Source organism: Candidatus Tumulicola sp., assembly GCA_036490475.1.
Classification (GTDB): Bacteria; Vulcanimicrobiota; Vulcanimicrobiia; order Vulcanimicrobiales; family Vulcanimicrobiaceae; genus Tumulicola.
The window spans coordinates 168,807-181,026 of sequence record DASXDT010000006.1 but is presented as its reverse complement, the minus strand read 5'-3'; the positions used below and the strand labels follow the sequence as shown (position 1 = coordinate 181,026).

At 63.4% G+C, this 12,220-nt stretch carries 10 protein-coding genes; 4 read left to right on the top strand and 6 right to left on the bottom strand.

What is annotated here, in order from left to right; translation table 11 throughout:
* Positions 1 to 3: 3 nt before the first annotated feature.
* Positions 4 to 477 carry a GNAT family N-acetyltransferase gene (locus VGF98_08475; protein HEY1681654.1) on the top strand — a complete coding sequence of 158 codons (474 nt, stop codon included), beginning with the start codon at positions 4 to 6 and terminating at the stop codon, positions 475 to 477.
* A 34-nt stretch (positions 478 to 511) separates the two neighbouring features.
* Positions 512 to 1,417 carry a sulfite exporter TauE/SafE family protein gene (locus VGF98_08470; GenBank protein ID HEY1681653.1) on the top strand — a complete coding sequence of 302 codons (906 nt, stop codon included), beginning with the start codon at positions 512 to 514 and terminating at the stop codon, positions 1,415 to 1,417.
* Positions 1,418 to 1,429: 12 nt separating this feature from the next.
* On the opposite strand, the gene VGF98_08465 is transcribed toward VGF98_08470, so the two are convergent.
* From VGF98_08465 to VGF98_08455, 3 genes are all read right to left on the bottom strand, one after another.
* Positions 1,430 to 2,506: a hypothetical protein gene (locus VGF98_08465; protein HEY1681652.1), complete on the bottom strand. Its 1,077-nt coding sequence runs from the start codon at positions 2,504 to 2,506 to the stop codon at positions 1,430 to 1,432.
* A gap of 111 nt (positions 2,507 to 2,617) precedes the next feature.
* Positions 2,618 to 5,323 carry a dynamin family protein gene (locus VGF98_08460; GenBank protein ID HEY1681651.1) on the bottom strand — a complete coding sequence of 902 codons (2,706 nt, stop codon included), beginning with the start codon at positions 5,321 to 5,323 and terminating at the stop codon, positions 2,618 to 2,620.
* Between the two features lie 12 nt (positions 5,324 to 5,335).
* The gene (locus tag VGF98_08455) at positions 5,336 to 6,685 is read right to left on the bottom strand and encodes a hypothetical protein (protein HEY1681650.1); all 1,350 of its coding nucleotides are present in this window, start codon (positions 6,683 to 6,685) and stop codon (positions 5,336 to 5,338) included.
* 125 nt (positions 6,686 to 6,810) lie between these two features.
* Between VGF98_08455 and VGF98_08450 the strand changes: the two genes are divergently transcribed.
* Positions 6,811 to 8,169, top strand: a complete 1,359-nt coding sequence (locus VGF98_08450; GenBank protein HEY1681649.1) for a PP2C family protein-serine/threonine phosphatase — start codon at positions 6,811 to 6,813, stop codon at positions 8,167 to 8,169.
* On the top strand, positions 8,162 to 8,545 hold the full coding sequence (locus tag VGF98_08445) for a hypothetical protein (protein ID HEY1681648.1): 384 nt from the start codon (positions 8,162 to 8,164) through the stop codon (positions 8,543 to 8,545). The genes VGF98_08450 and VGF98_08445 overlap by 8 nt, the downstream gene beginning before the upstream one ends.
* Positions 8,546 to 8,547: 2 nt before the next feature.
* Here the strand turns inward: VGF98_08445 and VGF98_08440 are convergent, their stop codons facing one another.
* Genes VGF98_08440 through VGF98_08430 form a run of 3 tightly spaced genes read right to left on the bottom strand, consistent with a single transcriptional unit; the run spans position 8,548 to position 12,214 of the window.
* Positions 8,548 to 9,315 (bottom strand): ABC transporter ATP-binding protein, encoded by a 768-nt coding sequence (locus VGF98_08440; GenBank protein HEY1681647.1) that lies wholly within the window; start codon positions 9,313 to 9,315, stop codon positions 8,548 to 8,550.
* Complete coding sequence (locus VGF98_08435) at positions 9,312 to 10,289, bottom strand: iron ABC transporter permease (protein HEY1681646.1); 978 nt, start codon at positions 10,287 to 10,289, stop codon at positions 9,312 to 9,314. The genes VGF98_08440 and VGF98_08435 overlap by 4 nt, the downstream gene beginning before the upstream one ends.
* Positions 10,289 to 12,214: a TonB-dependent receptor gene (locus tag VGF98_08430; protein HEY1681645.1), complete on the bottom strand. Its 1,926-nt coding sequence runs from the start codon at positions 12,212 to 12,214 to the stop codon at positions 10,289 to 10,291. Before VGF98_08430 ends, VGF98_08435 begins: the two co-directional genes overlap by 1 nt.
* Positions 12,215 to 12,220 lie beyond the last annotated feature (6 nt).

The window sequence follows — 12,220 nt, the reverse complement described above, 5'->3', positions numbered from 1 at the left end:
AACGTGACGGGCGCACCCGTAGCGCAGGTTCGGGAGGCGCCGGCTTTTCGGCAGTTACTCGAACTACTAGTCGAATACGAACGCAGCCTTCCCGCGCAACTGCGTCACGGTCGCGACCCGGACGTATCCGTCGTCCGTACCGCGTACGGCGAACCAAACGCCGCGTTTATCGCATTGATAGACGACGTTGCTGCCGGCTGCATTGCCGTTACCCGTCTCGACGGCCGGACGGCGATCGTGCAGCGGCTGTACGTCCGGCCGCACTACCGCGAGCACGGATTGGCGCGAGCGCTCGTTACGGCCGCAGTCGATTTCTGCCGCAAGCGAGGCTACGCGCGTGCCGTGCTCGACACCCAGCGCGACCTCTTGCCGGGGGCGTACGAGCTATACGCATCGATCGGTTTCACCGTCTGCGAACCGTACGGCACCCTGACGTACGACAAGGCGACGTTCATGGAGTTACGGCTCGTCGAGTGAAGGCCGGAGCGCCGGAAAGGTATAACGGCGCTCGATGAGCGTTCAACTCATCCTGCATATCGCATTGGGCGTTGTGGCCGTGCTGATCGTCGTCGCGCTGGTTCGAGCGCTTCCGGAGCATCGCGCCGGCTGGCCGAAACCGATCGAAGCCGCCGTCGGCTTTATCACAGATTTCTTCGATACGCTCGGGATTGGGTCGTTCGCTCCGACCACGTCGATGTTTAAGTTATGGAAGCTCGTTCCTGACGAGCAGATACCCGGAACGCTCAACGTCGGTCACACCATACCGACGATCGTAGAGGCGGCGGTTTTTATTACGATCGTCACCGTGGCGCCCGTCACGCTCGTCGGATTGATTCTGGCTGCGGTGGCCGGCGCGTGGCTCGGCGCCGGCGTCGTTTCGCAACTGCCGCGGCGTTACGTGCAGATCGGGATGGGCGTTGCGCTGGTAGCGGCCGCCATATTATTTGTGCTCAGCAACTTGGAGGGCAGCCATTTCGGCTTAACCGGCGGGACCGCGCTGGGCTTATCCGGTGTGCGGCTGCTGGTCGGTATCGTCGTGTGCTTTATTTTGGGAGCCTTGATGACGATCGGCATCGGGATGTATGCGCCGTGCATGATTTTGATCAGCCTATTGGGGATGAACCCGATCGCCGCGTTCCCCATCATGATGGGCGCGTGTGCGTTTTTGATGCCGTTCGCAAGCCTTCGCTTTATCCGCTACAAAGCGTTCTCGATGCGTGCGGCGCTGGGTTTGATCCTGGGCGGCGTGCCCGGCGTGTTGATCGCCGCCTATATCGTTAAATCGCTCCCGCTCGTCGCGGTGCGCTGGCTGGTCGTGATCGTCGTGTTCTATGCAGCGTTCGTCATGCTCCGTTCGGCTGCGGCTAAGCGCGACCGGCCGATCGGGCAGGACGACGATTTGGTCGACGTCGTCTAAACGCGAATGGCGCTACGCCGGAACTTCGTCGCGCTGGTACACGAACCGTCCGCCGACGATCGTACTCGCGATGCGATATTCCTCATCCCACACCGAAAGGTCGGCGCGCATGCGCGGGACGATGCGCCCCATCTCGCGTTCCTGGCCGATGAGTTTTGCGGGAGCGTGGGTCGCTGCGACGACCGCCTGCGCGAACGGAATCTGCGCGTACGACATGTAGTTGCGGACGGCATCGTCGATCCGTAACGCGCTGCCCGCGATCGTGCCGTCGGCCGACCGCACCAACCCATCGGCAATGTGGTAGCCGGGATCGGCGGCCGGCATGTTGTCGGTCGCCAGGATGATGCGATCGCCCAGCGTTCGATGCAGCACGTCGACCATCACCGGCGCGACGTGAAATCCGTCGCAAATCAGTTGCACGAAGGTGCGCCGGTCTTGAATGAACGCGGCCAGAATCGACGGGTCGCGATGGTCGAGCGGCGGCATGCCGTTGAAGGCGTGCGTCAGCGAGCGAAAGCCCAACGCGATCGCCAGCAGTCCTTCGCGATATCGCGACGCGGTGTGGCCGGCCGAGCAAACCACCCCATTTTCTAAGAACACCCGCAGCGCATCGCCGGCGCCTTCGACTTCGGGCGCCATCGTCACCAACACGCAACCGCCCATGCACGCGTCGACCATTTCGCGCGCGCGTTCGGCGCTGGCCGGCGCGAGCCACTCTTGGCGATGGACGCGACGGAACTTCGGGTTGAGAAACGGCCCTTCGAAATGGACCCCGAGACAGCGTGCCCCGCGCGCGCCGTGTTCGTCGAGCTGATGCGCCGCCTCGACGATTTCGGCCGCCGCATGCAGCATCGATTCGAACGGCGCGGTCATAACGCCGGCGACAAAGCCGGTCGCGCCGCAGCGGGCGTATTCGCTGGAGGCGATGGCGACGGCGTTGCCTTGATCGCGATTAAACAGCGCGTCGGCGGCGCCGTTTGTGTGGACGTCGATTAGACCGGGCGCGATGGTCGCGCGCGGCGGAACGGCGACATCCCACGGTCCATCGGCGGGAAGAACGGCGGCAATGCGGCCATCCTCGACGACCAAGCGTCCGAAGGTCGAAGCCCCATCGCCGACGGCGATGAATGCTGGGGCGAAAACCGTTGAATTGGACGTGCGCGTGGCTCCTTCGGTCGGTCTGATTCGACGAGCGGGCGTCTACTGCTGCCTGCCGAGTAGCCGCGCGAACAACCCCCGCGGGCGGCCCGGCGTCTCGGCGGATGGCTCGGTCTCCCGCGGCGTCGACGCGGCCGCAGCACGCCGCTGCAGGCGCGACATGTGCGTTTCCGCATGGGCTTCGAGCGTCGAACGGAGCGCTTCGGTTTCGTTCCACGGCGAAGCGGCACGCCCGGCCGCTCGTGCAGTTTCGTAGTCGCGGGCCGAAACGGTGAAGATTCGCTCGACCGCGACGTTATGTTCTTGTAAATAGCCGGCGGCCAGCTCGACGACGTGCCGGCGTTCGTTCGACGATTCGTTATCGGCGATGGTGTGCGCGAACAGCATTGGCCGCCCCAACTCGGCTAATTGCGCGTACAGATCCAGCTCGCGATCCGAAAGTTGGCGCGAAAATAAGCACACCATCTCGCTGGCGTGCGTTGCAACCGCAACGTTGACGTCCTCAGCATGCGGATCGCCCGAGTCGAACGCCGGCACGTGCACCAGCACGAGTTCGCGCGGTAAGTTCCACGGCACCAGCACCAGCACGGCGCGTTCGGCCGCCGCGTCGGCCGCGCTTGCGAACGGTATTTCTTCCCACTCGCCACGCTCGTCCAGCGCGAACGCCGTATCTCGATCTCCGTAGCGCACGTGGATCGGAAACCGCACGCTGCCGGCGATGCGATCGTCGATCGCGGTGCGGCCTGCAAAGGCGTTGATCAAGCTCGACTTACCGCGGCGTAGTGCTCCGAAGACGGCCACACGCCAACGTTGCGGCTGCAAACCGCGATCGTACGACACGGGGTCGAACGCACGGGCGGCGTGCGCCGACCGTACGATGGCCGGCCCGGCATCGGCCGGCGCCGATTCGCTCGCGGCCGAAACGAACGCGCCCGCAGCTTTGGCGACGTGTGCGGCCGCATCCTCAACGGCTTGGCGGCGTGCACGTAACCGCGCCCCTGCGGCCGCCGCATCGCCCAAACCGCGCGCTTCCAACGCGCGTTCGATGCTGCCTAAATCGCCGTCGCGCTTGGCGATTGCGGCGCGCCCTAACGCATGTGCGAGATCGTCGTAAATGTGCTGCAGCCGTACCCCGGCATCGGCGACGAACGATGCGATTTCGGCGCGTAGCCGCGGGAAGATCTCGGATCGCAAGTCGGCGATCAGTTCTCGTTTCATGTAGTCGCCCGAACGGCGTGCCGCGAAGCGTCCCGCGATATCGGAAACCAGCGCAATCGACGGACCGCCGATCGCTTCGAAAACGATGGTGGATGCGATCGCCGCGCGCACGTCACCCCCCCAGCGCGTGGTTCCCGCCTGCGTTCCAAATGCGTGGGCCGCCGATTCGCCGGCCGACCAGCGCAACGGTACCAACGCGCGGGCTTCGGCCAAGCCGGCGTCGAGCTCGTCGACCACGGACGACGCCGTAACTTGTGCGAAATCGCCGACGACGTGTGCCACAACTCGGTCGGCAACCACGTGCAGGCGTTGGCGATCGCGCAACCGCGCGACGTCGGCCGTATCGAACGCTTGGGCCAGCGCTCGTTCCAACTCGGTGCTCAGTTCCGCGCCGCGCCGGTCGATATCTAGACGCCGCTCCGTTCCGGCCGCCATGAACGCTTCGCGCCGTTCGCGACAGCGCTCGTCGAGTTGGCGCAGTTCGGGAACGGCGGCCGCGCGACGCCGCTCGAGCGCGGCATCGTCGAGCGCCAGCATCGCCAAATCGCCGTCCAATCGTTCGAGTTCGTCGCTGGATGCATCGGCGGCGCGTTCGCCCGCGCGCCGTAAGCGCGCTCGCCCGGTGCGATCGACCAACGAGGCATCCAACACGTTGAGGAAGTGTGGAAAGCGGCTCGCGTCGGCTGCAGCGGCGTCGCCGTCGAGTACCCCTTGCGCGTACTGGCGTGCCGAAAGCGGCAGCACGTACGTGCCAGGCGCGTGAATCGCGGCCAATCTCGCGATGCGGTCGAACGCGTCTTCCCACGCCGGCCGTCCGCCTTGCATCTCTTGCCATAAATCGATCTTCGTCTGCACGATGAAGATCGAGTCGATATGCTCGCGTATGATTCCGAGAAATGCGGCGTCGCCTTCGGTAAACGGCTGCTGCGTGTCGATTGCGTACACCACGGCATCGGCGGATGGCAGAAACTGCAGCGTCGCGCGCCGGTGCGCCGGATTGACCGAAGCGAGGCCGGGAGTATCGGCGACTACGAACCCACGCTGCAAGAACGGCGAGTCGGTCTTCACGGTGACCTGCCTCGGCGCGTCGCGTTCGTCGGCGGTCGCGTCGTGCAATCCGCCGGCGTCGCCGGAACCCACGGCTGTAAATCGGCCCAGCGATGCCAGCGGAATGCGCTCGGTGCGACCGTCTTCGTACACCGCAGTGGCTTCGTCGGAGGTCCCGTAACCGAGCTCGGTAATGGTGGCCGTCGTCGGATTGATATCGGTCGTCAACAACCCGACCAGCTGGCGCGCGCCGCCGGTGTCCTCGTAACGGAATTTTTCGAGCAAGACGTTGATGAGAAATGACTTGCCGCTGGAGAATTCTCCGACGATGGCGAGGACGAACTTACCTCGAGCCAACCGTTTGCGCGCGGCTGCGACGGCCGACTGCCGTTCGCCGGTTAGACGTTCCTCGAGCAGCGCGAGCTGTGCGACCACATCGTCGCGCGCACGTTCGTAGCGACGCAGCGCGTCGGATTCCGACATGGTCAAACGCCCTTACGAGCGGATGAGCGCCAGAGCTTCGTCCCGGTTACGCTCCATCAAGTCGCGTGTATCGCCTTCGACGTTGAGTCGCAGTAGCGGCTCCGTGTTCGATGGGCGCACGTTCATCCACCAGTTCGGATAGGCGATCGTAATGCCGTCGAGGTGATCGACCTGCGCACCGGCGTAGTGACGCTCGATCTCGCGGAGCTTTCCCGGAACGTCCTCGATGCGGCTATTGATTTCGCCCGACCGCGCGCGCGTATCGATCGGCGCGATCACCTCGCTCACCGGTGCGCCGGCTTTCGAAAACACCTCGAGACACTGCAGCAGCGCGATCATTCCGGAATCTGCATACCAATTATCTCGAAAGTAAAAGTGGCCGCTATGTTCGCCGCCAAAAACCGCGTCGCGCTCGCGCATCACGCCTTTAATGATCGAATGGCCGACTTTGGAGCGAACCGGAACGCCGCCGGCTTTTTCGATCAGCTCGGGGACGCTTCGGCTGTTGATCAAGTTGTATAAAATCGTGGCACCAGGATGTTTTTTTAACGTATTCAGCGCGACCAGCGCCGTAACGGTGCTGCCATCGACCAAACGCCCAGATTCATCGACGACGAACATGCGATCGGCATCGCCATCGAACGCCACGCCGAGGTCGCATTTGCCGCGCACGACGGCGGCCTGCACGTCGGCCATATTCTCCGGCTCGATCGGACTGGCGGGGTGGTTTGGGAAATTGCCGTCCAGCTCGAAGTAGAGCGGAACGACTTCACACGGCAATCGTTTGAACACGTACGGAACGGTCTCGCCGGCCATCCCATTCCCCGCGTCGATGGCGATTTTGAACGGTTTGATGCTCGAAACGTCGACAAAGGAGAGGCAGTGTTCGGCGAAAGCATCGAGGACGTTGCGGTGCTCGATCGTGCCGGGGGTTGCGGCGGCCGGCGGAAGATCGCCCGCGATCAACCGGTCGCGTATTTCACCCAGCCCGGTGTCGAGCGAGATTGCGCGCGCCTCGGAGCGCGTCAGCTTCATGCCGTTATATTGCGCCGGGTTATGCGATGCCGTGATCATCGCGCCGCCGTCCAGGCCGTATTTCCCGACCGCAAAATAGAGCGCGTCGGTCGAAACGAGTCCGATATCGAGGATGTCGGTGCCGGATTCGCACGCTCCGCGAGCGAACGCGTCGAAGAGCGAACGCCCGGAAGGACGCATATCGCGGCCTACGGCAATGCGCTTGGCGCCGAGCATCGCGGCGAAGCAGCGTCCGATCTGGTATGCGGTGTCGTCGTTTAGTTCGGCCGGATAAATTCCGCGCACGTCGTACGACTTGAAAATTCCTGGGTTTAACCCGTTTTGCATGGCGCAATCCTGTTCGGAGGTTCGCATCTCGACCCCTCGGCTCGCCGGTGACGCTTGGATCGGTCCGCGGAGCGCAGCGTGAGAACGCCGATGCCGCTTGGTCGCGGCATAGCGTGAGAACGCCAATGCCGCTTGGTCGCGTTTCGGCGACCGCGCTACTGACGGCGTTCCTGGTCGTGGCCGTCGCCATCGCGGTCGTGGGCGCGTTTCAGACGCGCGCCAATATGGCCGCTACGTTCGATCGTCAGGCGAGCATCCAGCTCGCACAGCTCACGTTTGAAGAGTTGCGCCGTTTACAGATCGTCGAAGAAAATGCGCTGCGCGGATATTCGTTGTCGCGGGACTCGTTCTACACCGAGCAATACGATGATGCCGTCCAAGATTTCGACACCAAACTCGCATCGGTGCGGCGGACGCTACGAGTCCAGCGTCTCAACGATGCCGATCGCGTGCTGGCCGACTACGCGCTGATTCAGGATAACTGGCGGCAACAGGTAGCCGTCCCGCTGCTACGCCGCCCGAACGCAACGCAGATCGCCGATCTGGACATGCGAAATAAATTATTCACCGACTACGAGTCGCGAGTCGTCGCTGTGCTGCGTCGTGACTTGGCCGCAGCCAACGCCGCATTCGCCGGCAGCACGCAAGCGCAACTGGATCGGTCGGCGTACGTGCGTGCGTTTTGGTTATTGCTGTTCGGAGTGCTGGCGATTCTCTTCAACGCCTATCGCGGCCGTCTGGATCGCGAGCTCGAAGAAGAACGCACGACCACCCAGACGTTGCAGCGCGCGTTTCGAAGCGAATCGGTACCGTTGCCGCACTGCGACGTCGGCACGGCCTACCGGTCGGCGTCGATCCGCGTGGCGGTCGGCGGCGACGTGTTCGACGTTTTCCGAACGACGCCGCAGCGCGCGTTGTTGATGATTGCCGACGTTAGCGGCAAAGGCATCGACGCCGCGGTGTTGACGGCGTTCATTAAATTCACCGTCCGGGGGATGTCGTTGCGGCACGACGACCCCGGTATGCTGTTGGCCGAATTCAACGAGACGTTCGAGCGAACCGTGCGCAATCGGGACCTCTTTGTTTCGATGCTGGTGGGGATGCTCGACACCGAAACGTTCGAATTTCGCTACGCAAGCGCCGGTCACGACGCGGCGTTCCTGCGCTCGAAAGGGGACGTTCGGACGCTCGAGGTTACGGGGCCGATTTTGGGCGTGATGCAATCGGATTTCGAAACGCGTGCCGTGCAGCTTCGACCGGGCGACGCGCTCGTGCTGGCGACGGACGGTCTCACCGAAGCCCGCGACCGCAAAGGCGACATGCTCGGTACCGACGGAGCGCAGGCACTGATCGGACTGGCTCCAGCTCGGGCTCAAGACTTGGCCGACGCGCTCGCGAGCAGCGTGGCGGAGCGCGGCGCCAACCGGCTGCGGGACGATTTGGCGCTGCTCGTGGTCATCGTGAAAGAGGACGCCGGTGCGTAACGTCGCGGTGTTCGTATTGGCGCTCGCGATGGCCGCCGTGATGTCGACGGCCGCGTTCGCGCAGTGCGACCTCCACGCGGGCAATCACGTCGTGCTGTACAGCGAGGCAGATGACCCCGACGTGCTGTTGTGGGATTCCCGCTTCCGGCTACGTGACTACAACGCGGCTTCGTTCGACATCTCACGCGAACTGCTGCCGCACGCACGGCTCGTTTCGCAAGGAACGCGTGCGACGGTCGAATCGTGCGTGCCCGACTTCGTGCAGTTGCGGCTGCAGAACGGTTACGAAGACGCCATCGGCATCATCATCACATCCGGCAAATACCAGCACATACGCGGCTGGGTGCTCAGCACCGACCTGCGTCTGCACCGCTAAGTTCAGTCGGGCACGAACAGCCGGACGCTGCCGTCCGGCATCGCGACGCGTTCCATAGCGATACCGTAAGCGCGTTCCAAGTTCGTACGCTCGAGCACCGTATCGCACGCGCCTGCAGCGATGATTCCGCCGTCGCCGATCAGTGCGACGCGATCGGCAAACGCGGCCGCCTCGTTGACGTCGTGCAAAACGCAAACGATCGTCTTGCCGGCGGCGCACAGCCCTCGTAAGAGCCGAAGCACGACGTGCGCGGCGCGTACGTCGAGGTGGCTCGTGGGCTCGTCGAGCAACAGTACGGGTGTCTCTTGCGCCAGGCCCAGCGCGATCCAAGCGCGCTGCCGTTCGCCGCTGGAGAGCGTCTCGATCGGCCGGCGCGCGAAGTCGGCCAGCGCGACGTCGTCGAGTGCCCGTGCCACCGCCTCGCGATCCTGCGGCCGTTCGTTCCACTCCCACCACCGATGGTGCGGAAAACGCCCGGTGGCGACGACTTCGCGGACCGTTAGACCTTCCAGCACGACCTCGTCGGCGGCGATCATCGCAACCCGCAACGCGCGTTGCGTTGACGGCAGAGCGTGCACGTCGACTCCATCGATGCGAATCGAGCCTTCCGCCGGTGCGCGCAACCCGGCGATACCGCGCAGCAGCGTCGTTTTGCCGGCGCCGTTCGCGCCAAGCACCGCCGTGAACGCGCCACGCTCGAACGTCGCGTCGATTCCGGCGAGTACGGTACGCTTTCCGGCGGTCAGCGCGAGATTCGTCAATGCGATCATCGTGGCGCGCCCTGGCGAAGATATAAATACAGAAACGCCGGAACCCCGATGAATGCCAGCAATACGCCGATCGGCAGTTCTGCCGGTGCGACGATCCAGCGGCAGATCGCGTCGGCAGCGGTACACAACGCGGCGCCGAGCAGCGCGCATGCGGGAAGCATGACGCGCGCGTCCGACCCGACCAGGCGACGAGCGATATGCGGGACGATGAGACCGATAAACCCGACCATGCCTGCCAATACGACGCTGCTTGCCGCCAACAGCGACGACGCCGCGAGGATGATCCATTGCGCGCGATCGATATCGACACCGGCACTGCGCGCGCGTACATCGCCGACGCGCAATGCGTTGAGTGCCGGCACGCTGAAGGTCGCCAAGACGATGCCGGCGCCGGCATAAGGTAGGACCGTCCAAAGATCGTGCCAGTCGCGCCCCGCCATCGAACCGGCCAACCATGCAACCACCGCTCCGGCGAAGTCGCTGGATTGCGCGCGTACGATTGCCAGGGTGACGATTGCCGCGAAGAGCGTCGATAGCGAAACGCCGGCCAAGATCAAACGATTCGAATCGATGCCGCTTCCGCGCCGCGCCAACGCGGCTACGAGTATCGCGGCGCCGAGTCCCGCACCGAAACCGATCGCCGGCAGCCCCGCCGGCGCGACGCCGATCATTAGCGCAACGGCGATCGCGGCGGCCGAACCAGCGCTCACGCCGGTGAGATATGGATCTACCAGCGGGTTACGCAGCATGCCTTGCAGCAACGCACCGCACAACGCTAAACAGGCGCCGACGACGGCCGCAATACACACTCGTGGCAGGCGCAAATCCCACACGATGCGATCGACGACGCCGGTACCGTACGGGTGCATCAGTGCGTGCAGAATCTCACCGCCCCCAAGGGCCGTACCGCCGATCAGCAGACCGGCTGCCGATGCGCATAGCGCGAGCAGCAGTAAGACGGCGAGACGCACCATCACCTCGTTTGCAACTCGAGCGCAAAGGAGCGTCCCGGCATCGGATATCCCCCGAACGGAGATCCAACGTCGGCATAGCGCTCGTTGCCGAGATTGTAACCGCGCAAGTACAGATTGATCTTCGGTGCGACACGGAAGTCGACGTACGCCGTCAAATTCGAATACGCCGCCGGCTGAAAGAAGAGCGGTTGCGCATAGTCGACCGAGCCGCGTTGTCCGACAACGCGCTCCCAAATCTCCGCGCCGCCGAAAATGCCCGACCTAGCCGGTACGAATTTAAGCCCGAGATTGACGGTCATGACCGGGTCGTTCGACAATCGCGTATTCGATGTAAGGTTCTCCGCAGTATACAAGTCGGTTGCATTAAATGACGCGCTGATTCCGCCGTGCGGCCGGGTTGCGCCTTCCAACGTGAAGCCTTGTTGCAGCGCATGCGCAACGTTTTCAGGCAGGTAAATACAATTGAGATAAGAGGGAGGCAGACATTCGATCAGGGTCGAGACGATCAAATCGTTGCTGCGGGTGCTAAACCATCCGGCCGAGGCCGTGACCGCGCCGCCGGTAAAATGCAATGTTGCGTCGGCAACCTGCGAACGTTCCGGCTGTAGGTTCGGGTTTCCGTAGCCGGGGTAGTATAGTTCGCTGGCGTTGGGCGCGCGAAACGCCGTCGCGTAATTCACCTTCAGAGCAACACCGTTGCCCGCATCGGCTTCGATCCCGACCGAAGGCGAGATCGCGCCGCCCTGAGCTCCATCGCGCTCGCCGCGAATACCCGCATAAGCATGTAACGAGCGCGAGAAATCGACGTTATCTTGAACGTACGCCGCGGTCTGTGCCAATCCGGCGGTCGTGACCGCCGGTGGCTGGGGAGCACCCGACGGCACGACCACCGGTGCGCCGCCGCTATTCGCCATCACGGTCCCACGCGACAGATCGATGCCGTACACCAGGTGTTGATTTCCGGCGTCGACGGCGTTCCGCAGATTGGCGGTGACGCGCGATTCGAAGCTGAGCGACTGCGAAGGTTGACCGCACTCGAACGGTTCTTGAGTCTCGTTGCAGTTATAGGCGAGTTGCTGCTGCGTGCCGCCCAATTGCAACGTCGTGGTCGATTGCGCGCCGTTATGGTGCAGGGTGAGCCCGGCGATATTATCGACTTCATTTTGCAGCGACGTCGTCGACACGTATGGATAATATCCGGGCGACCCGATAACCTCGTCGGCAGTACTCAAGTTGATTTCGGCAGTGATCGAACCGAACGTCTTGGAGCCTGAATAGCGCAGGGTCGTCGCACCGTAGTTCGAGTTGTTGCGTGTCGTCGGCATGACCGTGCCAAACGATGTGTACGACGGCAACCCGAACGCGTTATTCGCATACGTGCGGTCGATGATCAAGCCCTCGGCGCCGGCTTGGAACTCGGTGTCGCCGAAGCTTCCGTACCGCGCGATTCCGTTGCTTTGGGTAGAGCGATCGGTGATGATGTTGATGATGCCGCCGACGGCGCCGGTGCCGTACAGCGTCGAGCCACCGCCTTCGACCACCTCGATTCGATCGATACCCGCCGTGGAGAAAGTGCCGAGGTTGACGCTGCCTGCTAAACCTCCGGGAGCCGGCATGCCGTCGACCAACACCAGCACTTGCGCACTGTTATTGCCGCGAATACCGAACGAGACGTTGGACCCGATGGCGCCGTAACTCTCGATTTCGACGCCCGGCAGTTTCGTCAACGCCGAACCGATCGTGCGGTACCCATTTTCTTTGATTTGCTGTTTCGTCACGACGTAGGTGACACGGGTGGCCTTCGATATCGCTTCCGCAGAGCGGTCGCTGGTAACGACGCGCACGATTTGCGGAATCGGCGATGGCGAAGCCGATGGGACGGGCGAGGTGACGGCCGCAACGGCGGCCGCAAAAAACGGCAACATGGACGA